This window comes from Pseudoalteromonas lipolytica (assembly GCF_003515105.1).
Lineage (GTDB): Bacteria > Pseudomonadota > Gammaproteobacteria > Enterobacterales > Alteromonadaceae > Pseudoalteromonas > Pseudoalteromonas lipolytica.
Genome location: NZ_CP032090.1, coordinates 1789137 through 1815987, shown reverse-complemented (window position 1 = coordinate 1815987; position 26851 = coordinate 1789137). Strand labels below are relative to the sequence as shown.

The 26851-nt window shown below is 39.9% G+C and carries 32 protein-coding genes; 26 read left to right on the top strand and 6 right to left on the bottom strand.

The features are described from left to right. Positions 1–122 precede the first annotated feature (122 nt). Together D0907_RS08290 and D0907_RS08285 are read right to left on the bottom strand one after the other, a co-directional pair. On the bottom strand, positions 123–647 hold the full coding sequence (locus D0907_RS08290) for a hypothetical protein (RefSeq protein ID WP_118844295.1): 525 nt from the start codon (positions 645–647) through the stop codon (positions 123–125). Then, positions 616–1542: a DUF4747 family protein gene (locus D0907_RS08285; protein WP_118844294.1), complete on the bottom strand. Its 927-nt coding sequence runs from the start codon at positions 1540–1542 to the stop codon at positions 616–618. Before D0907_RS08285 ends, D0907_RS08290 begins: the two co-directional genes overlap by 32 nt. Positions 1543–1951: 409 nt before the next feature. Between D0907_RS08285 and D0907_RS08280 the strand changes: the two genes are divergently transcribed. Then, a complete protein-coding gene (locus tag D0907_RS08280; protein WP_118844293.1) occupies positions 1952–2620 on the top strand; it encodes a DUF4145 domain-containing protein in 669 nt (222 codons plus the stop codon). Positions 2621–2733: 113 nt separating this feature from the next. Here the strand turns inward: D0907_RS08280 and D0907_RS08275 are convergent, their stop codons facing one another. After that, the gene (locus D0907_RS08275; protein ID WP_118844292.1) at positions 2734–3438 is read right to left on the bottom strand and encodes a hypothetical protein; all 705 of its coding nucleotides are present in this window, start codon (positions 3436–3438) and stop codon (positions 2734–2736) included. Positions 3439–3456: 18 nt separating this feature from the next. Further along, complete coding sequence (locus tag D0907_RS08270; protein ID WP_118844291.1) at positions 3457–4131, bottom strand: S24 family peptidase; 675 nt, start codon at positions 4129–4131, stop codon at positions 3457–3459. A gap of 173 nt (positions 4132–4304) precedes the next feature. Here D0907_RS08270 and D0907_RS08265 point away from each other — a divergent pair, with 173 nt between their 5' ends. From D0907_RS08265 to D0907_RS08245, 5 genes are all read left to right on the top strand, one after another. After that, the gene (locus tag D0907_RS08265; RefSeq protein WP_118844290.1) at positions 4305–4571 is read left to right on the top strand and encodes a helix-turn-helix domain-containing protein; all 267 of its coding nucleotides are present in this window, start codon (positions 4305–4307) and stop codon (positions 4569–4571) included. A gap of 52 nt (positions 4572–4623) precedes the next feature. Further along, positions 4624–5073, top strand: coding sequence for a hypothetical protein (locus D0907_RS08260; protein WP_063529867.1), 450 nt, complete (start codon positions 4624–4626; stop codon positions 5071–5073). Between the two features lie 118 nt (positions 5074–5191). Continuing rightward, positions 5192–6100: a hypothetical protein gene (locus D0907_RS08255; protein ID WP_118844289.1), complete on the top strand. Its 909-nt coding sequence runs from the start codon at positions 5192–5194 to the stop codon at positions 6098–6100. Between the two features lie 9 nt (positions 6101–6109). Continuing rightward, entirely contained in the window at positions 6110–7774 is a 1665-nt protein-coding gene (locus D0907_RS08250; protein ID WP_118844288.1) for a Mu transposase C-terminal domain-containing protein, read from the top strand. Further along, a complete protein-coding gene (locus tag D0907_RS08245; RefSeq protein WP_118844287.1) occupies positions 7764–9005 on the top strand; it encodes an AAA family ATPase in 1242 nt (413 codons plus the stop codon). The genes D0907_RS08250 and D0907_RS08245 overlap by 11 nt, the downstream gene beginning before the upstream one ends. On the opposite strand, the gene D0907_RS08240 is transcribed toward D0907_RS08245, so the two are convergent. Next, the gene (locus D0907_RS08240) at positions 9002–9523 is read right to left on the bottom strand and encodes a hypothetical protein (RefSeq protein ID WP_118844286.1); all 522 of its coding nucleotides are present in this window, start codon (positions 9521–9523) and stop codon (positions 9002–9004) included. The two genes, D0907_RS08245 and D0907_RS08240, sit on opposite strands and share 4 nt — an antisense overlap. Before the next feature lie 44 nt (positions 9524–9567). Between D0907_RS08240 and D0907_RS08235 the strand changes: the two genes are divergently transcribed. The 20 genes from D0907_RS08235 to D0907_RS08135 all read left to right on the top strand — a co-directional run bounded on the left by D0907_RS08235 (position 9568) and on the right by D0907_RS08135 (position 26135). Further along, positions 9568–9927 carry a hypothetical protein gene (locus D0907_RS08235; protein WP_118844285.1) on the top strand — a complete coding sequence of 120 codons (360 nt, stop codon included), beginning with the start codon at positions 9568–9570 and terminating at the stop codon, positions 9925–9927. Continuing rightward, on the top strand, positions 9924–10400 hold the full coding sequence (locus tag D0907_RS08230) for a hypothetical protein (protein WP_118844284.1): 477 nt from the start codon (positions 9924–9926) through the stop codon (positions 10398–10400). The genes D0907_RS08235 and D0907_RS08230 overlap by 4 nt, the downstream gene beginning before the upstream one ends. A gap of 11 nt (positions 10401–10411) precedes the next feature. After that, positions 10412–10807 carry a phage protein GemA/Gp16 family protein gene (locus D0907_RS08225; protein WP_118844283.1) on the top strand — a complete coding sequence of 132 codons (396 nt, stop codon included), beginning with the start codon at positions 10412–10414 and terminating at the stop codon, positions 10805–10807. After that, positions 10808–11005, top strand: coding sequence for a hypothetical protein (locus D0907_RS08220; RefSeq protein ID WP_118844282.1), 198 nt, complete (start codon positions 10808–10810; stop codon positions 11003–11005). Beyond that, the gene (locus tag D0907_RS08215; RefSeq protein ID WP_118844281.1) at positions 11002–11406 is read left to right on the top strand and encodes a Mor transcription activator family protein; all 405 of its coding nucleotides are present in this window, start codon (positions 11002–11004) and stop codon (positions 11404–11406) included. Before D0907_RS08220 ends, D0907_RS08215 begins: the two co-directional genes overlap by 4 nt. Then, positions 11403–11588 (top strand): hypothetical protein, encoded by a 186-nt coding sequence (locus D0907_RS08210; RefSeq protein ID WP_118844280.1) that lies wholly within the window; start codon positions 11403–11405, stop codon positions 11586–11588. Before D0907_RS08215 ends, D0907_RS08210 begins: the two co-directional genes overlap by 4 nt. Positions 11589–11654: 66 nt before the next feature. Further along, positions 11655–12851 (top strand): DUF3800 domain-containing protein, encoded by a 1197-nt coding sequence (locus D0907_RS08205; protein ID WP_118844279.1) that lies wholly within the window; start codon positions 11655–11657, stop codon positions 12849–12851. Positions 12852–13219: 368 nt separating this feature from the next. After that, positions 13220–13663, top strand: a complete 444-nt coding sequence (locus D0907_RS08195; RefSeq protein ID WP_118844277.1) for a hypothetical protein — start codon at positions 13220–13222, stop codon at positions 13661–13663. A 9-nt stretch (positions 13664–13672) separates the two neighbouring features. Then, on the top strand, positions 13673–14011 hold the full coding sequence (locus tag D0907_RS08190; RefSeq protein WP_118844276.1) for a hypothetical protein: 339 nt from the start codon (positions 13673–13675) through the stop codon (positions 14009–14011). Then, on the top strand, positions 14011–14517 hold the full coding sequence (locus tag D0907_RS08185; RefSeq protein ID WP_118844275.1) for a DUF1804 family protein: 507 nt from the start codon (positions 14011–14013) through the stop codon (positions 14515–14517). Before D0907_RS08190 ends, D0907_RS08185 begins: the two co-directional genes overlap by 1 nt. Beyond that, complete coding sequence (locus tag D0907_RS08180; RefSeq protein WP_118844274.1) at positions 14517–16256, top strand: hypothetical protein; 1740 nt, start codon at positions 14517–14519, stop codon at positions 16254–16256. Before D0907_RS08185 ends, D0907_RS08180 begins: the two co-directional genes overlap by 1 nt. Beyond that, on the top strand, positions 16249–17754 hold the full coding sequence (locus D0907_RS08175; protein WP_118844273.1) for a phage portal protein family protein: 1506 nt from the start codon (positions 16249–16251) through the stop codon (positions 17752–17754). The genes D0907_RS08180 and D0907_RS08175 overlap by 8 nt, the downstream gene beginning before the upstream one ends. Further along, positions 17747–18361: a DUF3164 family protein gene (locus D0907_RS08170; protein ID WP_118844272.1), complete on the top strand. Its 615-nt coding sequence runs from the start codon at positions 17747–17749 to the stop codon at positions 18359–18361. The genes D0907_RS08175 and D0907_RS08170 overlap by 8 nt, the downstream gene beginning before the upstream one ends. Before the next feature lie 10 nt (positions 18362–18371). Continuing rightward, positions 18372–18914, top strand: coding sequence for a hypothetical protein (locus D0907_RS08165; RefSeq protein WP_118844271.1), 543 nt, complete (start codon positions 18372–18374; stop codon positions 18912–18914). A gap of 1 nt (position 18915) precedes the next feature. Then, positions 18916–20058: a phage head morphogenesis protein gene (locus D0907_RS08160; RefSeq protein WP_118844270.1), complete on the top strand. Its 1143-nt coding sequence runs from the start codon at positions 18916–18918 to the stop codon at positions 20056–20058. 528 nt (positions 20059–20586) lie between these two features. Continuing rightward, positions 20587–20967, top strand: coding sequence for a response regulator (locus tag D0907_RS08155; protein ID WP_036968390.1), 381 nt, complete (start codon positions 20587–20589; stop codon positions 20965–20967). Between the two features lie 22 nt (positions 20968–20989). Next, positions 20990–21883 (top strand): AAA family ATPase, encoded by an 894-nt coding sequence (locus tag D0907_RS08150; protein ID WP_065979925.1) that lies wholly within the window; start codon positions 20990–20992, stop codon positions 21881–21883. A gap of 150 nt (positions 21884–22033) precedes the next feature. Next, positions 22034–22846 (top strand): DUF58 domain-containing protein, encoded by an 813-nt coding sequence (locus D0907_RS08145; protein ID WP_162898036.1) that lies wholly within the window; start codon positions 22034–22036, stop codon positions 22844–22846. A 2-nt stretch (positions 22847–22848) separates the two neighbouring features. Beyond that, positions 22849–24804 carry a transglutaminase TgpA family protein gene (locus D0907_RS08140; RefSeq protein ID WP_118844268.1) on the top strand — a complete coding sequence of 652 codons (1956 nt, stop codon included), beginning with the start codon at positions 22849–22851 and terminating at the stop codon, positions 24802–24804. An 8-nt stretch (positions 24805–24812) separates the two neighbouring features. After that, on the top strand, positions 24813–26135 hold the full coding sequence (locus D0907_RS08135) for a Na+/H+ antiporter family protein (protein ID WP_074988212.1): 1323 nt from the start codon (positions 24813–24815) through the stop codon (positions 26133–26135). 278 nt (positions 26136–26413) lie between these two features. Here D0907_RS08135 and D0907_RS08130 read toward each other — a convergent pair whose 3' ends face one another. Beyond that, a complete protein-coding gene (locus D0907_RS08130; protein ID WP_036968399.1) occupies positions 26414–26851 on the bottom strand; it encodes an acyl-CoA thioesterase in 438 nt (145 codons plus the stop codon).

The following is a 26851-nucleotide window of genomic DNA, read 5'->3' as shown; positions in this document are numbered from 1 at the left end:
ACGACCCACTATATAAACCTATCAAGGTAAACGGCGAATTATACTGTTCAAATAAATGCGCACATAAAAAAGAAGTTAAAAAAACCCGCTAACTGCGGGTTATATCTATTACTTTCAAGGTATTACAATTTAGCTTTATTTTTAATTTGATTAATCACTAATCTAAATTGTTGTGCTGTCTTAAACCCTTGAAACTGATCAAATGCTGCATAAATTGCTAAGAAAATGATACACCCTCTCACGGATAAAATGAGCCATTGTACAAGAGTTGAATCCTCCCCATAAAAACTAGAGATACCATTAAGCACTGCATCTAAAATCAATAAAAAAATGATAAAAGCAGCATTGCTAATGACTTCATTTTTTAAATCAGTCAAGGCAGTTATAGCTTTAACTATTTTTTTTTGTTCAACTTTTAGTTCACTAACATCTTTTAAGACACCTTCAATGTAGTTGAACAACGCCCATGTAAGTGCACTTGCAGCAGTTACAAAAAAAGGAAAAACATCCAATACATTATCAAATAACTTTTTTGAAGCCCCGTTAGTTATGTGTAAAACCGCAAAACATAGAATTAAAGAGGCTAAAATGTATAAGCCAATAAATAATGGCTTTTTAATTTTTACCCATATGTTTAATTGTCGCATAAACTTCAGCACCTAAATTTGACTCTTTATAATTTAAGGTATGCACAGAATCAGCTTTTTCACCTAACTCCATTTGAGAGTCATCAGTATCACTCTCATTATCAATAGATGGTAGGCTTACTGTATCTATATTTTCGTTACTACTATGCGCCTTTTTGCCGCCCCTTTCACCTTCGGTAACGACACTCCAGCTCCCTTCGCCTTCGGCAATATACTCTAGGTAGTTTGCAACAGGCGCTTCAGGAACTTTTAAATCGCCAGAATCACTTTTCAAAGTAATGTCAATTTCATCTTGTCCAAATATATCTTTTAATGATTCTACAGCGTCCCTCGCTTTCTGGTTTGTATCTAATATGTTTGGAGAAATTAATTTAAATTCTAGTCTATATATTTTACTTTTTGAGTCTACAATATTCCAAAACTTAGCTGATTCGGATTTACCTTCAATAAAAATGCGATGATTGTAAGTTGCAAGAATTGGATCTGTAAAAGCTGCCTGCAAAGCTCTTGCTATATGCTCAGGGTCACCGAAACGCCAATCTTTCCTAACAAATATGTGCTGGGTTTGAATATCAATTACAACTGAAAGGGGGATCCAGTTATCATGCAGTACTTCTACAATATCACCTGGAACTTTTTCACCGGTCTGTTGCTTCTTTCGTTTTGCTAATTTTCCATAATAAAACCGCTCACTAGGGAAATCATATCCAAAAGAGGGTTCTAACCCCTTAAATCCAAGTACACTATATAAAACCCCAGCAGACTTAAGTTCTCTATCATTTTTGATTGCTGGTAAAATTGCGTGACCTTTAATAGGTGGGATTTCTTTTACATTAAGAACTTTTTGCGCTTCTTCCACTAGTGAGTAGCGTAAAATGAGGTATTCTTTAACCATTCTTGTATTTCCCTATATGTATTATTATTTGTTTTTTTGAATAATACACACAAAGCAGATGGTTTAAAAACATCTAAAAGCCAAAACTAAACATTTACACCTTTAAATTAGATTCAAACCATGTTTAAACCGTCTTTAAATTTAACAGAGAGCGTTTAAAGGAGTGGTTGATAAGGCTATGTAGTAATAGCGATTAAAAAAGGCTTAAAATTGCCCACAGACACTTCATCGAAAAATCTATAAAAGGGAACAACATGTTCCCTTTTGCTGGGTTTCTAATGCTGTGTTTAAAACACGTTTAATTTGATTGTAAGCGTTTAAACCAAATAACCTATACCAATTATGTATAAATCACCTAAAAAAATCTTTAGAGTAGCTTATATAACACTATTCAAGATTAAGGATAAAAATGACTGATAATTTACCATCATTTAAATCAAAAGCCTTCAATTGTCCTCATTGCAATACTTATTCGCATATGGATATCGAGCGTCTTTATCAACAAGGAGCTATGTCTAAATATATGCAGTTCACGTGTTCTCATTGCGGCGACCACTCCTTGTGGAGAATTACACGTTATGTAATAAACGTTCCTGATGATGGCGTTATGATTTATCCAGATAAAGGAGGTTTTCCCCATCCAAGCCCCGATATGCCAGAAGATGTGACTTTAGATTATTTGGAAGCAGCCGAAATTGCTCATAAATCACCAAGAGGTGCAGCAGCACTATTACGATTAGCTTTACAAAAATTATGTAAGCATTTGGGAGAAAGTGGAGAAAATATAAATAAAGATATTAGGTCTTTAGCTGGTAAAGGAATTTTATCTAATAGAGTAATTAATGTAGCCGATACAATCAGGCTTACTGGGAATAATGCTGTTCATCCAGGTGAAATGAGTGAAGAAGACATAGATGAAGTTTCACTTAAATTATTCGATTTACTTAATTACATTGTTAGATATGCGATTACTGAACCAAAGGAATTAGAAGCTCTTTATTTAAAAACTCCTGCAACCAAGCGAAAAGCAGCTGAAGAACATGATTCAAAAGCAATACATCCCCCGACAAAAAGTTAGGGGGAAGTATCTCAAGTAAATGAGTGTCTTATAAGATGATGTAGCTTAAGGATAAAGTAGTTAATATGTTACTGAATGCATCTGAGACGACTTAATACTCAGTAAACACTATTTTAAGAGAGATTTTTAAGTTTTTCTTCGATGATACTTAGTGATAAATTTTCTATGTCCACGAAGTCATCAATTTTGAAGTAACTATTTAGCTTCTGGTATTCAATTGAGCTAACTGATTGCGTACCAATAAAGTACTCTTCCCCTTCTAGGCCAAGTTTGTTTGTATAATTAATTTTTGTTAAGTGCTTTAGATTTATAAAAGTGTAACCATACTTATTTTTAAGGTTTGATGCTTGAAAATCCAAATAAAAATTTGAAAACATTTCATTATTCTTGTATCCACTTGCTCGAGCTAATTCACCTGTAGGTTCCGATGAATAGTAGCCTGTACCATAGTAACCAATTATTGGTATATAGATAAAAACCTTACCTCTCATACTGATATGCTCAATTTCTAGAAAAGTCTTGACTGACTTTTTAAAGTTTCTTACTTCCTCTCCTGAGTTAAAAATTCTTAACTCAGTTTCAGTTGATAGTTTAGTTACAGGATCAATTATATGGACTTCTTTTAAATAGATGTTTGGCTCTATATTTAAAAGAGATAGTTCTAATTGTTTATCAGCTAGCTTTACTTGTTGGTTTGTTAGGTTATATGAAGCTAAAGCAACAAAAAAAGCAGCTATACCAATCGAAACTGGAGCTAAAGTGTCAAAGTAAACCTTGTTCTGTTTTAGCCATGTTCGAACTTTACGATTAATATTCATAATATTTAACCTAATAAGTTAAACCTTAGTCCTTTGTAAAACTCTTTCTACACGGCCAAGAACTGTGAAGCGGCCTGATTCAATATCGTCTACCTCAACAAAGAAACTTGAATAGGCTGTGTTGTCGCTGGTGACTTTGTAGCCCTTACTTTTGAAGTCGTACTGAATTCGTTTTACGAAAATCTCATCATCAAAACGAAGTACACAAACACCTTCGCGTGCGTCTGCTAGATCATCAACTAACGATACAAGCGTTAAATCGCCGTCATAAAGGGTTTGTTCCATACTGTCGCCACGAACGGGCACTACAGAAAGCTTTTTGTTATGTAAGTTATGTTGCTCTAACCAGCGTTTTGATAGTTCAAATCGAGCGATAGGGTGCTCTGCAATCACAAGGGCACCACCACCAGCACTTGCAGCAAGATCATATTGAGGAACTGCTATTAAGTCAGGATTACTAGGCTTAGTTATTAATTCAGACTTAATGTTATTCGCTTCAGAGGTATAACTTTTTGTGCCAGTAACGATGTAATTAACGTCAAATCCTATTGATGAAAGTTGTGACAACTTATCTGAAGGGATAGGCTTACCAGCTTCCCATCTTATATAAGTTCCTTTTGAAACCTCAATAGCTTCAAACACTTCCTTTTGACTCAAACCAAGTAATTCTCTTTGTTCTTTTAGATGGTTCAATTTGTTAAACCTTTGATTGCACTCAACCTATAAAATAAGGGTGAATAAATTAAACCCAAAGTGTTGACAGGTTTAATATATTAAACCTATACTCACAACACATTCACAAACACATACTCTTTTAATCTCGCCAAAGAACAGAAAAGAGAATGAAAACCAAAAGGTACTTTACAATGAAACCTGAAGAAATTAAACAAGCCCTTGATGAAAAAGGTTATTCACTTTCGATCCTTGCTGCAGCACTGGGCTTAAACCTCTCTCACGTGAGTAGTGTGGTGTATCAGCATACCTCGTCTTACAAAGTTGCATCTGCAATCTCCAAAATTATTGATAAGTCAGTAGAAGAAATTTTCCCAACTGTTAAGGCCTATCACCGAAACAAAGATAGCCGAACAAAGAAAATAGAAGCGCTCAAACAACTCTTAGCCAGCGATCAATAGCATTGGCAAAAAAGAGCAATAAATCAAAGTAATTTTGCAAGAGATTTTTACCATGGAACAGCTCACTAAAGCACAACAAAATCAGCTCACTAAAAGCATACTTGAAGCTGATGTAGCACCAGACTGCGATATCTATAACTTGTTTATTCATAGCGTATGCTCAGCAATGAAGCGTTCTGGCTTCAGCCGCCCAGTTATTGCAGACCGAATGAATGACGCATTACGCGCACAAGAGTGCGATGTAGATCAAGCAAAACTAAACAAGTGGTTAGCCCCAAGCCAACCTCACTTTATGCCTATGCATTACTTGCCAGCCCTCTGCTATGCAGTTCGCTCTACAGAACCTGCCAACGTTTTACTTAAACCCATTTTGTATAAAGCCGTTGATCAACGCGCTCAACTACTTCAGCAACACGCAGAACTTCAGATGGAAATCGAAGAACGAACCGCTATGCAACGTTACATAGCAGAGTCGTTACTTACCGATAGTTCTGACGAATGACAGCACCATTACGCCACTCGGTATAAAACTCATTTAAGGCTTAAAGCAATGACAATCAAAGACCAAGAACCGTCTGTTTTTTGTAAAAACGGTCGAATTACACACAGTGGAGGGCGATATGAGCACTGATCTAGCAGAGCAAATTTTTAGCCCCGAAGAGCAACAACAGCTCACAGCCAAAATAGAAAAGATGGCAGGGCACATTCAATTAGTTATGCCTAATTCAGTAGATGAAGCATGGCAGCAAGTTATTCGAATGGAAGAACAAGCGTTAGTGGATACAGCTAAAAGAGGCTTGCTTTACCTATCGATAAAAATGCATCTAGGGCATGGCGAATTTGAACAAAAGCTACGTGCTAATGGTGTTGCACCTCGTTCAGCACAAAGCAGTATAGCTGTAGCAAAAATGTTTTTGGCCTTACCTGAATCAAAAGCGCCGACGTCAGCGCTTTTAAATATGAACAAAAGCAAGCTTATTGAAATGGCACGTTTACCTGTTGAAACGGTTGAGGCACTCGACGAAGACGACCTAGAAACACTTAATGACTTATCTGTACGAGAGTTTCGCAAAGAAATTCGCAAGCTTAAAGAAAAGCATACTGAGCTTGAAGAGCAAACAGCCACGCTAATTAACGCGCTTGAAACAGAGCGACTAGTAAAAGCCCCTAAGCAAATGTACGAACTGCCAATGCTGGTTGCTCAAGTTCGCCAACGCGCTTATTCACACAGCGCCATAGTCAACGAATCGCTCGAAGAGTTTATTGGCTTGGCTGAACAGCTATGCACTAGCCGTGACCTTGACCCAAATCACCGTATTGGTGGCGCTCAAACTACGTGGCATTTATGGCTCGGTATTCAGCAACGGATTGGCCACATGCTAAAGCGACTAACTGATGAATTTGGCGCAGAAAACCTAACAGGTGCTGAGCAAATACCGCACTTTGCCGAAGACGAGTGGCAAGACGCACAAGCTAACCGTGAATACATGCTAGCCATGTTTAACGACCGTATTAAAACCCGCGAGTAGGAGAGACTAATGCATCCTGCAGTTCAAAAATTTAACCAGCTACCAAGTATTGGTAACGATTTAACGTGGCAGAACGCCAGTGAAGTCGCTCGTAAAAAAGCCCAATGTAAAGCCGTTTTGGTGCGCCACTTATTAACACAAGAAGGTGGCTTACCTAACGCATTTGCAAATCTGGTCGCAGAATATCGCGGTAACACCGCAATAAGCTCGCTTACATCGGCCATTGATTCATTAGGGCGTTTGCCTGGTCGCGCAACAATTTATAACTGGTGTAATGCCTACAAAGAAAATGGCATTAATGGCATGCTGCCAAATCATAAAGGTAAAGCACAAACACAATACAGCTGGTTAACGCGTTGCTTAGAGCTTTATCACAGCCCAAATAGCCCTAGCTTTGCGCAAGTGGCAGATCAGTTAAACAAAGAGGGTTATAAAGCCGAGCATCATCAAGTTCGCCGCTTTATAAATGGCTTACCACACGAACTTGGCCCACAAAGCCCTTATCGTATGGGCGCTAAATTGTATCGTGAAAAGCATAAAGATCATTTATTGCGCTCAACAGAAAATATTAAGCCTGGTGTTTTATATAACGGCGATGGCCATACGCTTGATGTTTACTTAGCACACCCAAAAACAGGCAAACCATACAGAGCAGAGCTTACAGCGTTTCAAGATGTTGGTAGCCGCTGCATTGTTGGCTGGGAACTTGGCTATGCCGAAAGTACGCTAGATACCCTTTCTGCGATTAGCCGCGCTATCAAAGTACACAACAATGTACCCGCCATGTTTTATCTAGATAACGGCTCTGGCTACAAAAATAAGCTAATGAACGACGATACAACCGGCTTTTACGCTCAGTTCGAAATCGACGTTATTTTTGCGATACCTGGTAATGCACGAGTTAAGTGGATAGAGCGCTTTTTCTTACACATGGAGGACCGCGTTGGTAAGCGTTTTAGCACTTACTGTGGTCGTGATCACGATGACCGTCATAAGCAACTTATCTTAAAAGAGGCTAAGCAGGGTAAACGTAATTTACCAACAATAGACGAATGGATAGCTGAATTTAAAGCGTTTTTGAATGACTACCACAACAGTGAGCACCCCGAAATAAAGGGTAAAACGCGCCAACAAGTGTGGGATGAAGGCATAGAACGTGTGCCACCTGTTGAAGATGATTTTGTCATGCTACCACGTGAAAAGGTCAATATTCGTCGTGGACGATTCCGTTTACACCAACGTGACTACAGTGCCGATTACTTGCACCAGTTCAATGGCCAAGAGCTTATAGCCGCATACGACTTACACGATGACAGCTACACCAAGCTTTATAAGTTAAACGGCGAGTTCTTAATGTTTGCCAACCTTAAAACCAAGTCGCATGCCGTACCTACATCACGTATCGAACAGGCAGAAAGTAAACGCCGTATTGGTCGTTTAAAGCGCTTGGACACGAAGCGTCGTGAAGTAGAAGCACAAGAAACGAATACACGCATTATCGATATTAAAGCCGTTGAAGAGTTAGCAGCACCGGCAACGCCCGCTATTGCCCATAAAACTGAGGTTAACGTGTTTGAGTTTGATGTAACACCCACAAAACCACAGCACGAAATTGACCTAGACGAGCTACTTGAACAACCCATTACACGCAAGGAACAAAGCTATGAGCTATAACCAACCATTCACTTATACCGACGAGCAAACACGATGCGTTGAATTGATTAACCAAGAAATGACGACGATTGGTTTAACACCTGAAAAGTCTACTTGTGGCTTTGCTCTGCAGTCGATTAAAGAAGCCCTGGCATTCACATGCACCATTAACCCACAAAAGATCATTGATGCACTTTGGCAGGAGTTGTTTGATAACGCCACCATTGAAGAAATTCAAAAGCGTAATGGTTTTAATAAGGTTTATTCAAAGGCTGACCGTGAGTTATGTACGCGTATTTGTTTGCGCTTACAGTCACCCGAAATGCGCGATCAAAACATCACCAGTGCAAGCATTGCTAAAAGTATGGGTAAAAGTGCGGCCACTATAAGCCAGTTACTAAACGGGAAATACGGTGCAAATCCGAGTAAGCATTTACATGATATTTGGGGGCTTATTTCACCCGCTGAAATCGAGCAGTCAAAGCAACAAGTAGCCCAAGAACGTAAACATGTAAGCATTGTGTATGGCAATGTGCCATTTATTCCTACAAGCACTTCAAAGCTTATTGCAATGGCGTGTGACCAAGCAAGGCAACGTCGCCGCTTTAGTGTATTTGCTGGCCAAGCTGGTTTAGGTAAAACAAAAGGGATTACGGAGTATTGCCGAAATAACAAAGAAGCCATTTTAATTGCCGGCAGTGAGCAAACCAGTAGTGCGCAAGTGCTTGATCAATTGATTTTGGCTTTGGGCTTATCTCGTTGCCCCAGTGCCTATAAGAATATGCAAAAAATTATTATGGCGCTGCGTGACACAGACCGCCTAATCATCTTAGACGAAGCCGATAAGTGCAAACCTAACGCACTTGACCCACTTCGTACCATAAGCGACCAAGCCATTGTGGGTGTAACCCTTGTTGGCAACATTCAACTGGTCGACAAACTACAAACGCAAGAACGCTACGAACTCATTGCAAGCCGCGTGTGCTTTTGGCCTAAACCCATTGGCCAAGTAACCGTTGAAGATATCAAAACACTGTTTGTTGAGTTAACCGAGGGCACTGTAAAGCTTGCTAATGAGGACGCAGGTTGGTGGCAGTGGCTTCATAAACGCGTTGAAGGCAATGCTCGCGAGCTTGTCGAAAACCTATTACCGCATGTTTTAAATCATGCCAACAAAAAGCCTGGTGTCGCAATCGATAAGTTACTTATTAACGGCATTTTTAGCTCTGTACTTAACAAACCTGCAGTTTAGTGGCCGCCGCGATTTGGCTCTGGGGGCGCTTCAAAAGGGTTGCGCTCGTCGTAGGGCCATTCGTCATAAGGTTCGTAATAAATATGGGAGAAAGCGGATGACGCACAAGCAACACGATCAATCAAAAATGCCGTTGGATCAGCCAACTCAGAAACATCATCAAACGGCATCAAATACGCAGCAGCTCGACTCAAGTGGTCTATGGCGAAGTGATAATGAATTAACGCATCGCCAACCATTTCCCAAGGGACGAATTGGGCAAGCAGCTCGACGACGACATGAGGCTCGATTGGCACGAATGAGTGAGGCGGCAAAAGCTGATAAATCTGCTCAAAACTCTGCTTACACAGTATTTGCGCAGCTTCACGATGTTGGTGAGAAAGTAACTCAAATTCATCTTCCGACATACCGCGTAGCATTTCGTATAGCGTTTGGCGTTGCTTTGAGGGTAGGCCGTCTATTAGCCCTTTTCGGGTGGTCTCAACCAGATGGTAAAGCTGAACAAGTGAATAAGACACAGTAATTTCATTATTTTTAAATTAGTTACAAAAGGTATATCACAATGGCATTTTCAATCAAATTAAACACACCACGTTACTCTGCACAGTTGGCGTTTAGCTCATTAGTTACAAGCTCTCTAATGCTAGGTTTGCTCGCTAAAAAAGACCCACAAGGTGAGTTAATCGATAACTGCAATGGCAACATCAAAGCAGCCTTTGCAACGCTCGCTGCTGACAAGCTTTTTAGTATTCATCATGTTCACGAGATTAATGGGCCAGAACACACAGCGCGCCGTTTTAATACCATTTATCGTGATTTTCCATTGGTCTTTACCGAGGGCATGAAAGATTGGGGAATAAAGATTATTTCGTTAGAGGCTTCACCTCACTTTGAAATTGAAAGCATGGAGGAAAGCGCATGAGTACTGTTACTTCTGCAAAAAAGGTGACTGAAAGTCATCGAAAGGCCACTCGTCTGTGTACTTGCGTTGTATGCGTTGAAACACCTGAGACAATTGCTCGACTTGTTCAGGAGCACTTAGCTCCACCTCCAATATATTTGAGTCAATTAAGGCAGTTAGAAGAGAAATTGACTCATTGTATATCTGCAATAGAGCCAATCGACCAAGAAGACGCGCCTCAGGACTACTGTTTAAAAATGTCTTTTGAGCAGGAAGGCTTAACTGCTCAACAAGCTGAGTATAATTTTTGGATCGCCAAGCTTGAAAAGCTTGAAGAACGTGAAACGTTGCGCCTGGAAGGGTGGTTAAAATGGCACAAAGCTGAAATACGTCATCGTCAGAAAATGCGTTTATTAAGCTATCTCGTTGGGTTATGGCGTGATTTAGCTGCTTTTTGTGGTTTGGGTAAGTCTGCAAAACAAAACCTTAAGTGAGAGAGAGTGTTATGAGTTTAATACAACAAATCAAAATTGCGCAAAAGGCAGCGGGTATCGATCAAGATACTCATCAACTAAATGTTGCCTACATTTGCAACCAACGCACTAACACATGCACTGGCTTAACAAAGCTTGAGCAACAGCAGCTGCTTGCCCGTTACCGCGCAATGAATCCAAACGCAGGCAAAAGGCAATTACCACCACAGCTAAAAATGATTTATAGCCTGTGGGGGCAATTACACAGAGCCGGTGCAGTTAACGTTGATTCTAAAGGTGCTTGTGAGTCGTTTTGTGAAAACCACTTGCAAGGTAAAAAGCTTTATCAAAGTGCCCAGCAATGGCCACATATTATTGAAGTACTTAAACAATGGTTAGCACGCCATAAAGCAAAGCAGGGGGCTTAAATGGCCAATCACGAAGACTATCAAAACTTCACTATTAATCCGCGTAAACAGCCTTATAGCGAAGTTGATAAAAAGCGCCCTGTGAAGCCAGCTGATAAACGTAAGTGCCGTATTCGTCGTGACCTTGAAGCGTATCAACAGCAGCGCGCAATTGATCGAGAGTTTGGCATTGAATACTTATGGGATGAACAGTCATGAACAAACCAAAGTTAGATTTACGCGCATTACCTTATGGCTTGCGCAAGCTTGTTGAAATTTTAGGGGTCGATAAAACAATAGCGCTACTAACTGAACACCAGGGCCAAATGTTTTATATACCGCGTAAGCCTACAGCTAACCATGAGGCCGTTAAAATTTTTGGTATTGAGTTAGTGCAAGCCTTAGTTGATGAGTATGAAAACAAGCATTACCAAATGCCAATGCTGCACAAAGTACTGCAGCAAATTCGCAACCAAGAGATTTGCTATGCGCTTGATAATAAAACCTGCAGCATTCAGCAATTGGTTAAGCGTTTTAAAATTACACGCCAACAAGTAAGCAGTATTTACAGCACGTACCAAGAAGAACGTGCGAACGAGACACAGCTCAACTTGTTATGAAAGACGATAACTTTGTGTTGCTCACAGCTTTACAACTTAGCGGTGGCGCTAAGCCAAAGAAGTGGCAATTCGAGTATGGATTAAAGCTATTAAACCGTTACATCAACCAACGTAAGGTATTGGGTTTAGATGTAACGGGTTTAATGGAAGAGTATAGGGAGGCTTATAAAAATATATATTAAGAGTTTACATCTCAATACCAAATTGCTAATTGTAATCTCTAATTACAAAACAGGGAAATGCAAAAAATGGGTCAAAATAGTAAACTCAAGCGTGAAGCAAAAGTTAGAGCAAGAAATAAAGATAAAAGTAAAGTTCGTGCATCTATTTCTAAGAAAAAGGAATTTATCCCAACTATATACTTTGATGAGTCTGGGAATACAGGATCAAACTTAATAGATGATAATCAGCCAGTCTTTACTTTAGCAAGTTGTGTGTTCAGTGATTTTGAAGCTAAAAAATTAATAGATTTAATAAAATCAAAATCACCGAACGAAGTACATTTCAAAAATTTGCAAAGAAGACAGTCAGGTAAAGATGCAATTATCAGTTTGATGAGTAGTAACTTGATTGAACCATCAAAAGTTAAAATTAGTCTTTTTTTGAAAGACTTTATGATTGTTTCAAAAATTGTAGATATCTTAATTGAACATATGATGCACATTAATGGAGAAGATCTTTACATAAATGGTAGAAATATCGCTTTATCAAATATGCTTTATTATTGCCTTCCCTCATTCTCTAATCCCGAAACAGTTCAGTCTATGTATAAATCTTTTGTTGAAATGGTTAGAACTCAAGATGATGTTTCAATTAATAACTTTTACTCAGCAGCAAAAGATGTTAAGGATTCGACTAAAGAAGTTGAGTTACAACGTAATATCAATTTGATTTTAGACACTGAAAAATATGTATATGATGCTCTTGAAAATATTGATAAAACGTCTTTAGATCCATCGATACCAGCAGTATTTCTTCATTGTGCTCAGTGGGGAGAGATATACTCAAAAGGATTCCACATTGTTCATGATGATTCACACACGTTAGAGAAACAAAAAGAAATATTTGCTCAATTTATGGATTGGACACAAGATGAAAAGGAATACGGTTACGACCGTCGCAAATTCAAACTACCTCTCAAAGGTAAGTCATTTAGATTTGAAAATTCAATGGACCATATTCAGATCCAAGTTGCAGATATTATTGCGAGTTCTTTCAGGTATTGGGCTGCTGGTAAAGTAATCAATAATGAAGATGATTATTTATATCAAGAGCTTGATAAACTAGATTTAGATAAATTTATTGGACATAACATAATATGGCCGACTCATGATGTTACACCTGAAGCACTTGGAACTGTTCATGATGGTGGAATCAATGCAGCTGATAATGTGCCTGATTTTCTTGCTAAAGCGATCCCGAATCCTAATATTCTTAAGTCTTAATCAATTAATTGGCTTGCCCCTATTGTAATGGCAAGCTTTTTCATTTTAACCTAATAACACACCCGCAAAACACAACCCTGAAAACTACTTTACAGCGGAATGCCCCCCTCTAAATTGATTTACTTAACGCATGACAAAAACAGTGCATGCGCCATTTATTGAGTTATTAGCTCAGCTTATTGTGTCGGCCAAGTCTAAAAACGAGCAGATTGCTATATCACGCCGTTGCCCGTTAAAAGATTTGCCAGCACTACGCACACGCGTAAAAGAGCTATTAAACCCAGCAAACCATAAGCCAACGCGGAATACTCGTTTGCCTGCCTGTTACGTCCTAACTAAACAACGTTTAACAAACCAGAGGACTCAATATGGCGGCCAAAATAAGAGTTAAAGTCCCAACAGCTCCCAGCTTTATCTTTCAGGAACTTGTGCCTGAAGAAACCTTTAATTTATTTAAAGACGATCCCATTTTTCTTATCAATCTTTTTGATGAAAGAGCCTTACGCATGTTGCAAAAACTGCGTGATAAGTTTGGCACTTGTACAGTGAATAACTGGTACTGGGGTGGTCAAAACCATTTTCGTGGGTACCGCCCAATCAATTGCAAAATTGGCGCAAAGCGTAGCCAACACAAACTAGGTAAAGCCTTTGATTGTAGTTTTGAAAACTACACCGCTCAGCAAGTACGTGATTACGTATTAGCTCACCCTGAAGAATTTCCCTACATCACAGCTATTGAGGCCGATGTTAATTGGTTCCACTTTGACGTTCGCACACCGACGTGGACGGGCATTAACGTTTTTTACCCGTAAGGACACCATATGACACCAGAGCAAGAGAATCAGCTATTTCAAGCAATAGGTGAAATTCAAGGAAGCCAAGCAGCCATTTTAGATGATCTTAGAAGTATTAAGGCGGATATTCACCACAGCATAGAAAAGAGTGAAGCCCGTCAAAAGCAGATCACTGATAGCTTAAAATTGGATATCGAAAAAAGTGAGCAGCGCCAAGCAGATGCGCTTAAGACCCATGCAGAACGATTATCAAAAGTAGAAGAAAAGCTCACAAACCAACGTGTAAAAGTGGCTGCAATGGGCGGCTCTGCTGGTTTAGCTGTTTCTTTAATTGCTTACGCTGTTAAAAGTGGGATGTTTAACTAATGGCACACCCAGCAGAAAAGAAAAATGCTGTACGCCACAGCTATGTAAATGAACTTTTGGCATTAAGCGTTGCAGCCATGAAGCATAGTGTTGCTGATGGCACAGCACGGCGCTGGAAAATGGAAGCCAAAGACCAAGGCGATGATTGGGACTTGGCACGGGCTGCAAGCCGTCGAAGCGAAGGTGCTGCAGGTGAGTTTACAACCGACTTTATCGAAGAGTTTACCATTCAAGTAAACGAAACCTTTGAGCTATTAAAATCAGAGCAAGGGGCAGCGCTACCGCTAGACCAACGTACCAAAATTCTCAGCTCACTTACCGATATGATGAGCAAAGTAATGAAGGTATCAGGGGGCAATAAGCGCTTAGAAAAACGCACTGTTGCAGCCGAAGTCATCAAGATTTTGGCCAAGTTTGTTTCAAAACATCACCCTGACTATGCACCGCAATTAGTCGAGATCCTTACTGCATTTGGTCCACAACTCGATAAGGAGTTAAGCGACTAATGGCCGATTTAAACACGCGTGAATTTTTAGCTGAAATAGAGCAAGTAACCAGTGCGTTACGCCGCGATATCGAAGCAAAAGAGCGCCATATTGATCCAAACCCTGAAGCAATTAGAGAGCGCAGAAAACGTGTACTAAGCGGTGACTTTGAGTTTTTTGTTTATACCTATTTTCCACATCATATGTGGCTTGATGAAGGCCAGACACCATCTGAGTTTCAGGCGTACTTTAATAACTGGCTACCAGAAGCGTTAAAGCTTAAAAACGGCTGGAAAAACTGGTTTGTTGCCCCGCGTGGTGAAGGTAAAAGTACCCTTGGTGTAAAAATAGCGCCTGTCTATGTATCAGTACTGGCACTGCTGCAAGATGCAGAAATACGCCAAGAACTAGGACTAGAAAAGCCGCCACTATTTATCGACTTTGTGATCTTGTTTGGTGCCGAAACCAAAATGCCAACAAAGACTCTTGAAGTCGTTAAAACGGAGTTATTAAACAATAACAACTTAGCCTTAGACTTTCCTGAAGTATGCGAAAAATCGCCTGTTTGGAAATTAGGCGAGTTTGTAACAGCGCAAGGTGTTCGCTTTGAAAGCCGTGGTGCAGAGCAGTCTGTTCGCGGTACGTTCCACGGTGCAAGCCGTCCTAAGCTGTTACTTTCTGACGATATCATTACCGATGCCGAAGCTAAATCACCCACAGAGCGTGAGAACCGCTGGCGATTCCTTGAAGCTGCCGTGCAGTACTTAGGCCCACCCGATGGTACCGTTAAATTCTTGGGTGTGAATACGGTTCTTAATAATGATGACCCAATAAGCCGTGCAGAAGAAGCACCAGGGCATATTGTTCACCGCTTTAAAGCGATTAAACAAATGCCTGAACGTATGGATCTGTGGGAGCAATGTCGCGACCTGATGGTTCACGATGATAAACGTTTTGAAAAACGCGAAGCGGCTAAAGGTATTGCTGTTGCCACTGAAGATAAGCCTTCGTTTAAGTTTTGGATCAAAAACAAACGCCAAATGCTTAAGGGCGCTAAAACCAGTTGGCCAAGTGTACGTACACTCTACGATTTAATGTGTATGTGGGCCGCGAATAAACGCGAGTTTAACCGTGAAATGCAAGGTATTGCTAAAAGCGATGAAGAAGCTATTTTTTATCAGTTTGATTTTTGGGTTGACCGCTTACACGATTGGATACCATACGGCGCATGTGATCCAAGTATGGGTAAGACAGAAAAAGCAGATCCCAGTGCCATACTCGTTGGCTTTTATTCAAAAGACTTACAAAAGCTACATGTTGAATATGAAAGCCGCAAAGTACGTGGTACCAGCCGGTTACTCAACGACTTAATTCGCGCACAAAAAGAGTATAACTGCCTAGTTTGGGGCTTTGAGAACAACAATGCTTTCGACTTTATGCGAAGCCAGTTTATTACCAAAGGACTAGAGCAGGGAATAGCTCTACCATTACGTGGCGTAACAGCCACTATTCCTGCTGAAGAGCGAATAGGATCACTTGAAACGTATGTGACAAACACACCTGCACAAATAGCGTTTCATTCACGCTGCCGATTATTGCTAGATGAACTAGAAAACTGGCCAGAAAAACAAACAACACATCACTACGATTTGAGTTGTGCCTTAGCCATTTTATGGATGATAGCCAGTACTGGTGCAGGCGGGATGCCTAGAGTTCGAAGCCGCAAAGTAACCAAACAAATAGGGGGCTATCATGTTTAAGTCTAAGCCACGTATTAATTCACGGGCTTACGGTGCCCTTGTTCGTATGTTTGACCAAAACCAATTGGACCCTGGCTTTTCCTCGTTGATCACCGAACTGCCAAACCCTGACCCAATTTTACGCAAAGCGGGTAAAAGCACGGCTATATATGAAGAAATATCCAGAGACGCGCACATTATTGGGGAATTACGTTCGCTTCGTAGTGGTTTATTTAGCTTTAATACTGAGCTAGTACCAGGTGGAGATGATGCTGCCAGCCTAAAAAGCTACGAGTTAACAAAACAATTTTTCAAACGTAAGCCCTGCATGCATACAGAATGGGCCGATATGGATTGGCACAACTACAGTGCTATTTTACATGGCTTTAGTGTGACGCATTTAGGAAAATTCATTAAACGTGATGGTACTTGGCAGCCTGAATATGTTGAAACATGGCGTAATAGCCGCTTTGCGTTTAATAGCGATCATGAGCTACTTGTTAAAACAAGAGAAAACCCGCAAGGCGAAGAAGTAGACCCGCGTCGTTGGTCGTGTGTTCGGCATATGCCCAGTGCCACTAACCCGTATGGCATTGCGCTGCTAAGCAGCTGCTTTTGGCCGTGGATGTTTAAGCATGGTGGCTTTAAGTTCTTTGTTCAATTTTGTGAGCGCTTTGGTGTGCCGTTTCCTGTTGGAAAATACCCAATTGGCTCAAAAGATAAAGACATAGATAGCCTATTAAATGGGCTTGCTAAATTAGTACAAGACGGTATTGCTGCAATACCAGACGATACGAGTATCGAAGTTCTTGAAAGTAAGTTATCTGGCGAGCCAATACCTGAGCGTTTAATTAATTTTTGTAATGGCGAAATGAGCAAAGCGCTTACCAGCCAAACACTAGCCACAGAGCAAAAGAATGGCGGCGCACGTGCAGCAAGTGAGACACACGCAAAGCGTGCCGGAGATAATCAACGTGCAGATAGGGCGCTTGTTGCTTCTTATCGTAATCAGATCATCAATACCCTTCACACCGTCAATTTTGAGGGTGGCGAGCCACCACAATTCATCTTTAAAGATAAGCGTGAAATCAATACAGACACAGTAAGTCGTGTTCGTGAATCTGCCCGCATTGTGCCCGTTGGCACTGACTGGGCTTACAAAGAATTGGGTATTCCAAAACCTAAACCAGGTGAAGAAATTCTAGAAGTGCCAGACGACGGCCAAGGCATAGCCTCTGCAGCTAAGAGCACTGAGTTTGCTAAGTCAAATACATCGAGCACTGAAATTAGCGATGAATTTGATGTATTCGATCATGCAACAAACGACAGCATTAAAACCATTTGGCAATTTGCCCAGGCATCAAAAGACCTGGACGAACTTAAGCAAAAAATAACCTCTCAATTCCCAACTATCTCTGAGTCTGTGTTAGCACAGGTTGCTGAGCAAGCGATGCAATATGAGTTTATGGCGGGTATGAACGAGGCTAATTCTAAAACTGTGGAGATAGATAATGACTAACATTCCAGACGGTTACTTAAAAGACGGCAAAGGCAACTTAGTGGCTATTGCTAACGTTAAACAAACAGATTTGATCAAAGATGAGTTTGTACAAAAAGCCTGTGCAAAAGCACTTGAAATGCAGGAACAATTAGCCACTTTCAAACGCTTATTGATGGCTGAGGCTGACGATTTTATAGAGCTTTTAGCGCAAGAGCATGGTGTTAATTTAGGTGGTAAAAAAGGTAATACGCAGTTACGTTCTTTTGATAATTCATTACGTGTAAATATACAAACTCAAGAGCGTATCGAGCTTGGCCCTGAGTTAACAATTGCCAAAGATCTTATTGATGAATGCCTAGATGAATGGACCGAAGGCGGCAATCAAAACATACGGGCCATTGTCAGTAAAACGTTTAATACCGATAAGCAAGGATCATTAAACCCGCAACGTATCCTAGCGTTACGCAAACTTGAAATTACCGATGAGAGCGGTAAATGGCAAAAGGCGATGAACATCATTGCTGAATCTGTAGGTGTTATTGACTCGTGCCGCTTTATCCGTTTTTACAATACGGATGAGAACGGTATGGAGCATGCGATTTCACTTGATATAGCAAAGCTGTAGCGGGGCGCTTATGGAACCAATTACAATTGCACTTGGCCTTGCAAAACTAACTGGCCTAGATAAAAAAATAGGTAACTGGATAGGGGGTACCAATGGCGAAGCAGTTGCTTCAAAAGTCGTTGATATGGCCCAAACCTTAACGGGGTCAGGTTCACCAGAAGAAGCGTTAAACCGTATTAAGCAGTCTGAAAAATACGCGCATGAACTAAGAACGACATTGCTCAATCGAGAGAAAGAGCTAGACGAACTTGCTTACAAAAACACGCAGAGTGCGCGCAATATGCAGATCCAAGCACTTAACCAAGATGATAAGTTTTCTAAACGATTCATCTATTATTATGCGTGGTTTTGGTCAATTACGACGGCTCTTTATATAGGTTTTATTACATTTATGCCTATTCCTGAGAGCTCTACACGCTTTGCAGATACTATTTTAGGCTTTGTTTTAGGCACTGTTATCGCGTCAATATTGAATTTTTTCTTTGGTAATAGCCGTGATAACTCGCGTCGAAATGAGATTCAAGACATTCAACAGTCATTAAAAGAGCACTAAAATGGCTCTATCAGCTCCACAATATGGCGACCTTGTTAAATTCAAGGAAGCCATTTCACACTTTCAAGACAAAATTAAGCTAACAAGTGAGTCATATAAAGACTTACAGGGCTTAATTCACGCCAAAGCTTTCACCGTTGCAGGTGCAACAGAAATCGAGATCCTTAACGAGCTATATAAAGCTGTAGATAAAGCAATAAGTGATGGCGAGACCATATCGGACTTTAGAAAACGCTTTGATAAAATCGTTGATGATCACGGCTGGTCTTATAAAGGTAAGCGTGGCTGGCGAACCCAAGTAATTTACCAGAACAACAAAAACACAGCACGAGCAGCAGGGCGCTGGGAACAACAAAACCGATTAAAAGAACGTAGACCTTATTTACTTTATCTCACTGCTGGTGATAGCCGAGTTAGGCCTGATCACAATAAATGGAACTATATTTTACTGCCTGTAGACCATCCGTTTTGGGATACACATTATCCGCCAAATGGTTATAACTGCCGTTGTAATGTGGTATCGCTTAATAAACGTGATATTGCACGTATGGGCTTATCAATCACAAAACCAGAGTCGGTTAATAAGTTCTTGGAATCATTTAAAGTCGTTGATGCATCAACGGGTGAAGAACTTAATAAGTTACCTGGCATAGATCTAGGTTGGGACTATAATCCTGGTAAAGCATGGTTAGGTGCAGACATTGCTGCTGGTAAGTCAGTGGTAAAGTTATCGAAAGAGCTGCAGCAATTAGCGGTACCGCAATTTAATGAAGCTGTTTTGAAGTCGCAGCAGTATTATAAAAAGCAGGTAAACTTAAAAGCAGCTCAGTTAGCACTTAAAAAGCCAGTGGCCGATGGCCAAGAATTTACGTTAGGGCACTTGCCTGCATTTTTCTTAAACGAGCTGTCACGAAAAAATGCACCTATATATAGTAGCGCTGTCACGATTAGCAACTCGCTAATTGAAAAGCTCTTAACCGGCCAACTGTCAGTTGAACAAGTACACCAGTTAATGAGCGCAATACAAAAACCAAATGCATACACTTATATAGATAACAAAATTAGAATGACGTACCAGGGCTTTATGATCACAATCGAACTGGGACCAAACTTTAATACAGTTGTAGCAGCAGAAAAGATTTAAAGATTACTCGCTGAGAAAATTTAAAGAGCGTTTAAATGGCGTTTAAAGTGCGTTTAAAGTGCGTTTAAAGAAAAGTTAAACGATCAGAAATGATCTAATTCTAAACGTAAAATGAGCAGGAATGATCGGGTAATGAGTCAGTTTGAACGGTTAGAGTCTAAAAACAAGCGTAATTCAAAAATCATGAATTTTCGGCTTGGGATTGGTAAAGGTCAGTATTTACGGGCGTTTCCAAAACACGAGGGCGAAAATCTCCATACCTCCATAATTCTAGAAATGAACAACCCCTTACAGACAATATGACGGGAAATAGCCGATTTAACATAATATAAATTATAGGAAGTAATGGTTTTTATCTATCTGAGTGCTGCCTTTAGTGACGCTAAGTCCAATACTAGACGGTATCGGACATTAGGTGGTTGTTTTGCTATATAATCCATTTAATTATCGACTGTTTCTTGAGCTTAGGTATTGCATGGCATATATTAAAACTATCAAACTAAGATGTAACGATAAGATGTAAACAATATGGAATTTGTGAAACCGTTAGAACCCATTTTGATAATTGATGATATGCAAGATATCAGAGACTATCTCAATCAGATATTAACAGGCCTTGGCTTTGAAGATATTTTAGAAAGCCGAGATTTTGAATCAGCTAAAACAGTTATTGAAGAAAAATCGCCTAACGTCATCTTTCTCGATATAGAGCTCCCCAACACAGACGGCACAGAGATTTTAGAATACTTAAACGACAACTACCCACACACACATGTCGTTATGTGCTCTGGCCACAACAGTCTCGAAAATGTACAAAACACGTGGGAACTTGGCGCTAAAGGTTTTATTGCTAAACCATTTAACGCAAAAAAAGTCGATACTGTTATGAAACGTCTAGAATTGATGTAAACCATAACAAATTAAGAAGTTTATGAATTCGACTATTGAACGCGTTATAGATGACCTATCGACAGTAATATTTGGTAAACAACAACAAATTAAGTTGGCATTAGCCTGTTTATTCAGCCAAGGTCATTTGTTAATTGAAGACTTACCAGGTATGGGTAAAACAACTTTATCGCATGCACTTGCGGCGGTTTTAGGTTTATCGTATCAACGCATTCAATTTACCAGTGACTTACTTCCGTCAGATATATTAGGAACAAATATATTTGATGCCAAAGAACACACTTTTTCATTTCATCAAGGGCCTGTTTTTAGCCAAGTTGTGCTTGCAGATGAAATAAATCGCGCGGGTCCTAAAACACAAAGCGCTCTGTTAGAAGCAATGGAAGAAAAGCAAGTCACGGTCGATTCTGTTAAACACGCCCTGCCATCGCCTTTTTTTGTGATTGCTACACAAAACCCAGTAAATCAGTCTGGTACATATCCTTTACCTGAGTCACAGTTAGACCGCTTTTTTATGCGAATTAGTTTAGGGTTTCCTGATAAACAGGCTGAAAAAAACTTAATTTTGGGTTTAAATAATCGTAACTACGACGATTTACCCGTGCGTATAACAACTAAGCAACTCTCTATTATTCAAACAGAAATTACTCAGGTCACACTCAGCAATGCCGTTGTTGATTATATTTTAGAGTTAGTTGCATTTACTCGCCAAGACAAGCACTTTGTTAATCCTTTATCGCCAAGAGCATCTATTGCGCTTTCTCGTGCAGCTAAAGCATGGGCCTACATTGAAGGACGTAATTTTGTTTTACCTGAAGACGTTCAAGCGGTGTTTGCAAGTGTGACCGATCATCGTCTTGGGTTGAATAAAGATGACAGTGCTTATGCACTAAAACATGTTCCTGTTAGCTTGTAAAAGATGCTTAAGCGCCCTACTTTTGCAACTCGTTTTACGCACTTTTTTATAAATAAGTTATTAAAAAATAAGCATAAAACAAACGAGATTACACTGCGTCATAATACAATTTACGTTTTGCCATCGCGCTTAGGAGCTAAATTTTTATTTGTGGCACTGTTAAATTTTGTGATGGGTATTAATTATCAAAACAACCTTATTTTAGCGATGGCGTACCTCATGGTTGTTTTATTAGTGTTCGCCATTTTAACGGGTTATAAAAATCTACGTGGTCTCAGTGTAAAGTTTAATCACGTAATGCCATGCTATGCACCCAATCAACCAAGCGCTCATTTTTCTATAAAAGCTAAGAGCGCGTGTCAAGGTGTTGCGCTTGGATATAAAAATACAAAATCACAGCTCATTGATGTCGGTAATAACGAAGTAGTAAATACGCATATTTCGTTAAACTTAGACAAACGTGGGCGTTATTGCTTCGAAAAAGTCCAAATTTATAGCTCTTTTCCTTTTGGGCTTGTGTCGGTATGGAGTTATATTGAGCCCAGTGATGCAATTTATATATACCCAGAGCCAATCGATGACCCTAGTTTAGTTTTTGACACACTGGAATTAGGCGATAGCGAAGAGCATGAAAGCCAACAAAAGCCGGGATCGGATGATTTTCACCAACTGTCTCCTTTTATCCCCGGTACAGCACTTAATAAAGTATCTTGGAAACACTACGCAAAAACTCAGCAGTTACTCAGCAAGGAGTTTACGAGTCATTCGTCTGCCAAAATGGCACTTAACTTTAATAACTTAAACGGCAATACTGAAACTAGGCTCAGTCAACTATGTTATTTAGTCAATAAGCTCACTGAACAGCACGTTACATTTTCTTTAACGTTGCCAAATAGTGAGGTTGCTTCGGGTTGCGGTTTAAAACATCAAAAATCGTGCCTTCAAGCGCTGGCGGAGTTTTAAATATGCTGAAGATGCATAATGCAGGCTTAATAAATTCGGCACTTTCATTCATATTCATCATTATGAGTGGATTTTTGTTTACTGAAGTCCCTGCTCTTTTTCTCGCCATTTTAATTTCTTTAAGCTGCTTTAATTTATTAATTGGAAAGTTCTATAAAAAACTCAATGGTAAGGTGGCTAATATTTTAGCTGCGGCCTGTCTAATCGCTTTATTTGTTGTTGTCGGTGTGTCTGACACAGTTAAGTTATTTGTTTCAATGATGCTACTTGCAAGTACATTTAAACTATTGCAAGCGCGAACAACCAAGCAATATCAAACCGTGTGTTTACTCGTGTTTTTTAACTTATCGACCCTGTATCTCTTTCATCAAGGTTTACTCGAAACATTGCTGGTAAGCAGCTTATATATCGTTAATTTTGCAGTCCTTGGCTATTTAGACAGCCCTAATAGCTTTAAAACAGCTAATAAACAGAGTGTTAAGACCATTTTGTTCGCTTTGCCTATTGCTGCATTTCTAATTTTATTTTTACCAAGACTTCCTGCTTTTTGGCAATTACCGGGACCAAAGCTTGCTAAAACTGGTTTGTCTGAACAGGTAAACCCGTTTTCTATTGCCAAATTGGCAGAATCAGACGAGCTAGTTTTTAGAGTTGAAGAGCCTAATAATACAGCTCTGCCCCCCCCCTATTATTGGCGAAGCCTTATTCATGATGAGTTTAATGGTAACGAATGGTTAATATCGGACATTTTAAAATCTCAACAGTTTAACCTTACTCGCAAGCCAGTTGCCCCTCAAAACTACGTTCAATATCAAGTTATTGCAGAGCCTTCATCGGCTAATTGGTTATATGGTTTGGGGTATGCAACAAGTGATAATACGGCTGTAGTCTCCACCTATAATGGTTTGCTAAAACGCAAAGGCAATTTAAATAAGAACATAAAATACACCGTTAAAAGCGGCTCATTAAATAATGTTGTTCTGTCTGACTTTGAAAAAAGACTGTATACGCGACTTCCTGGCAACGTAAACCCTAAAACGCGCACACTGTCATTATCTCTCGCTGAAAAAAATACCAACGAAGAAGCCTATTTTAATGCTTTATTGCGCTATTTTAATGAACAAGCATTTAGCTACACACTCACACCAACAGCAATGACTGGCGAGAATACAATTGACCAGTTTGTATTTGATAATAAACGTGGCTTTTGCGGACATTACGCAAGTACAGCAGCCTTTATGTTCAGGGTTGCCAAAATTCCTGCGCGTGTAGTTTCTGGTTACTTAGGCGGCGAACAAAAGCAAGGTTCAACATTAAACGTTTATCAATATGATGCCCATGCCTGGGTAGAAGTACATTTTAATAATGCGTGGCATGTGTTTGATGCAACCGCGGTTGTTGCACCAGAGCGGTTAAATGGCTCGTTATCACAATTAAGCGAATTAAATGAAAGCTTTAATGAAAATTTAGGATTTGGCCTAAAACGCTGGAGTCACTTTAAAGCAATAAATTGGCTTAGAAATCACCTTGAAGAATTAGATTATAAATGGACAAATTGGGTGCTGACTTTTGATCAGCAATCACAACAAAACTTTTTAAAATCATTATTTGGAAATAAAGCGAACTGGATAACACCACTTGTAGTTTTGGCTACGCTGGCCTTTGTTTTTCTAGGTTACTTTTTCTATTCAAAGCGCACGCCTCTCTCTAATGAGCCACTTATTAACGAAATAGAACAGCTTTACCGTTGGGCGAATAAACGGGGTATTAAAACCGATGTCACTCTTACTCCTTTGCAAAATATTGCAAATATAAAAAAACAAAAGCCCCATTTATCCAGCGTATTGGCTAAATTTGAACAGATAATCATCGAAGTGCGCTATCAACAGCTCGCATTTACTCAAAAACGTAAAACCACTGCTCGAGTTCTGTTAAACTCTCTCAAAACAGCAAAATAGAGAACAATATGAATGCAGTAATTGTTGGCGTTATATTAATGCTGGTACTGACACTTTGCCGTATTAATGTCATTGTCGCGATGACACTAAGTGCCATTGTTGCCGGTTTAACGGCTGGGCTTGGCTTGTCAGATACGCTTAATGCATTTAACGAAGGGTTATCGGGCGGCGCTGAAATAGCACTAAGTTACGCAATGCTAGGTGCATTTGCTGTGGCTATTTCTAAGTCAGGGTTAACACGCATTTTAGCAGCCAAATTGCTCAAGCAAGTGAATGATAACAGCCACAAAGGCGAAACAACCCTAAGCTACTTAATTTTAAGCATCATATTATTGTGTGCAATTTCGTCGCAGAACTTAGTCCCGGTACACATCGCGTTTATTCCTATATTAATTCCCCCGTTACTTATTGTATTTAACACGCTGCGATTAGATAGACGTGCCATTGCCTGTATTTTAACTTTTGGTCTTGCAACCTCTTATATGGTTCTTCCGTATGGGTTTGGTGGAATCTATTTATATTCAATTTTACATAAAAACCTCACTGAAAACGGTTTAGAACTTGTGAATACACAAGTCCCTATCGCTATGATAATTCCTGCGCTTGGCATGTTAGTTGGGTTAATTATCGCGGTATTTGTTAGCTACAAAAAGCGACGTCATTATGAGGCTCACGCCCTAACAGAAAAACAGCAAGACGTTGTTATCGAACAACCAAAAAAGGTATTGGCTGTTGGTATTGCTGCCGTACTTTGCTCGTTGCTTGCTCAAAATGTGAGTGGCTCTATGATTCTAGGTGGCCTTGTTGGAGTTATGATATTTAGTCTGTTTGGTATTGTTAAGTGGGAGCAGAATAGCGACGTTTTTAGTAAAGGTGTAGCCATGATGGCAATGATTGGCTTTATTATGATTTCGGCACAAGGCTTTGCTTCCGTTATGAAAGCAACTGGCGACGTTACCTCATTAGTAAGCTCTGCTGCTGGTATGATAGAAGGAAACAAACCGCTTGCCGCTGCACTCATTTTATTAGTTGGCCTATTGATAACCATGGGCATTGGTAGTTCTTTTTCTACGGTGCCAATTATAGCGACCCTTTTTGTACCACTGTGCTTAGAGCTTAACTTTTCTGTTATGGCAACGGCTGCACTTGTTGGTACTGCTGGGGCATTAGGTGATGCGGGCTCCCCTGCTTCTGATTCTACCTTAGGACCAACCTCTGGATTGAACGCCGACGGCCAACATGATCATATTTGGGATTCAGTGGTACCCACATTTATTCACTTTAATATTCCGCTACTGATATCGGGTTGGATAGCAGCAATGGTACTTTAAATTAAAACACTGTACTGCATCCTCAAAAGTTATTCAGCCAGTTAAAAAGACGTTAGCCCTGCATATGTGGGGCTTTTTATTACCTTGTTACGGCCAATTTTAAACACTTTTTTGCTTTACTCTTAAATTACATCTTCAGCTATCCCCTGTTTAATTTAAGGTAAAGGATTCATAAGTGCTGAGTAATACATATTAAAATATATAGTATGATGTGTTCTTTCTGGTTAATTAAATAAGTACCCGCAGGTACTTATTTATTTTAGCTATCTTTGAGTGTGTTAGCTGTCGAAACCGTAGATCATTTTATCACACACAACCGGTGTTGGTCTGTGGTTATCATCAACCGCTACAAACGTAAAGCTACCCGAGATAGCAAGATGCTTATCGTCTTTATGCATTCTCTCTAAAAATATCTCTACGTCTACTTTTAGGCTGGTATTACCAACATAGACTACTTTAGAGATAAGTTCTGCAAACGTACCGGCAGGAATCGCTTCTTTAAAGTCAACACGGTCAGACGAAATCGTTACTAAAGGTTTACGACAAAAACGAGTTGCAGCAATAAAAGCAACTTCATCCATCCATGCTAACGCATCACCACCAAATAAGGTGTTGTGATGGTTAGTGCGGCCAGGAAATACTGTTTTTGTTACCGACGTTGTTGAGTCAGCAATACGCTGGGCAATAATAGCGTCACGATCGATTTGTTGTGTCAT

Coding starts and splice junctions, on each gene's coding strand:
- D0907_RS08290 (WP_118844295.1), bottom strand. CDS start 647: ATGCGACAATTAAACATATGGGTAAAAATTAAAAAGCCATTATTTATT.
- D0907_RS08285 (WP_118844294.1), bottom strand. CDS start 1,542: ATGGTTAAAGAATACCTCATTTTACGCTACTCACTAGTGGAAGAAGCG.
- D0907_RS08280 (WP_118844293.1), top strand. CDS start 1,952: ATGACTGATAATTTACCATCATTTAAATCAAAAGCCTTCAATTGTCCT.
- D0907_RS08275 (WP_118844292.1), bottom strand. CDS start 3,438: ATGAATATTAATCGTAAAGTTCGAACATGGCTAAAACAGAACAAGGTT.
- D0907_RS08265 (WP_118844290.1), top strand. CDS start 4,305: ATGAAACCTGAAGAAATTAAACAAGCCCTTGATGAAAAAGGTTATTCA.
- D0907_RS08260 (WP_063529867.1), top strand. CDS start 4,624: ATGGAACAGCTCACTAAAGCACAACAAAATCAGCTCACTAAAAGCATA.
- D0907_RS08255 (WP_118844289.1), top strand. CDS start 5,192: ATGAGCACTGATCTAGCAGAGCAAATTTTTAGCCCCGAAGAGCAACAA.
- D0907_RS08250 (WP_118844288.1), top strand. CDS start 6,110: ATGCATCCTGCAGTTCAAAAATTTAACCAGCTACCAAGTATTGGTAAC.
- D0907_RS08245 (WP_118844287.1), top strand. CDS start 7,764: ATGAGCTATAACCAACCATTCACTTATACCGACGAGCAAACACGATGC.
- D0907_RS08235 (WP_118844285.1), top strand. CDS start 9,568: ATGGCATTTTCAATCAAATTAAACACACCACGTTACTCTGCACAGTTG.
- D0907_RS08230 (WP_118844284.1), top strand. CDS start 9,924: ATGAGTACTGTTACTTCTGCAAAAAAGGTGACTGAAAGTCATCGAAAG.
- D0907_RS08225 (WP_118844283.1), top strand. CDS start 10,412: ATGAGTTTAATACAACAAATCAAAATTGCGCAAAAGGCAGCGGGTATC.
- D0907_RS08220 (WP_118844282.1), top strand. CDS start 10,808: ATGGCCAATCACGAAGACTATCAAAACTTCACTATTAATCCGCGTAAA.
- D0907_RS08215 (WP_118844281.1), top strand. CDS start 11,002: ATGAACAAACCAAAGTTAGATTTACGCGCATTACCTTATGGCTTGCGC.
- D0907_RS08210 (WP_118844280.1), top strand. CDS start 11,403: ATGAAAGACGATAACTTTGTGTTGCTCACAGCTTTACAACTTAGCGGT.
- D0907_RS08205 (WP_118844279.1), top strand. CDS start 11,655: ATGGGTCAAAATAGTAAACTCAAGCGTGAAGCAAAAGTTAGAGCAAGA.
- D0907_RS08195 (WP_118844277.1), top strand. CDS start 13,220: ATGGCGGCCAAAATAAGAGTTAAAGTCCCAACAGCTCCCAGCTTTATC.
- D0907_RS08190 (WP_118844276.1), top strand. CDS start 13,673: ATGACACCAGAGCAAGAGAATCAGCTATTTCAAGCAATAGGTGAAATT.
- D0907_RS08185 (WP_118844275.1), top strand. CDS start 14,011: ATGGCACACCCAGCAGAAAAGAAAAATGCTGTACGCCACAGCTATGTA.
- D0907_RS08180 (WP_118844274.1), top strand. CDS start 14,517: ATGGCCGATTTAAACACGCGTGAATTTTTAGCTGAAATAGAGCAAGTA.
- D0907_RS08175 (WP_118844273.1), top strand. CDS start 16,249: ATGTTTAAGTCTAAGCCACGTATTAATTCACGGGCTTACGGTGCCCTT.
- D0907_RS08170 (WP_118844272.1), top strand. CDS start 17,747: ATGACTAACATTCCAGACGGTTACTTAAAAGACGGCAAAGGCAACTTA.
- D0907_RS08165 (WP_118844271.1), top strand. CDS start 18,372: ATGGAACCAATTACAATTGCACTTGGCCTTGCAAAACTAACTGGCCTA.
- D0907_RS08160 (WP_118844270.1), top strand. CDS start 18,916: ATGGCTCTATCAGCTCCACAATATGGCGACCTTGTTAAATTCAAGGAA.
- D0907_RS08155 (WP_036968390.1), top strand. CDS start 20,587: ATGGAATTTGTGAAACCGTTAGAACCCATTTTGATAATTGATGATATG.
- D0907_RS08150 (WP_065979925.1), top strand. CDS start 20,990: ATGAATTCGACTATTGAACGCGTTATAGATGACCTATCGACAGTAATA.
- D0907_RS08140 (WP_118844268.1), top strand. CDS start 22,849: ATGCTGAAGATGCATAATGCAGGCTTAATAAATTCGGCACTTTCATTC.
- D0907_RS08135 (WP_074988212.1), top strand. CDS start 24,813: ATGAATGCAGTAATTGTTGGCGTTATATTAATGCTGGTACTGACACTT.
- D0907_RS08130 (WP_036968399.1), bottom strand. CDS start 26,851: ATGACACAACAAATCGATCGTGACGCTATTATTGCCCAGCGTATTGCT.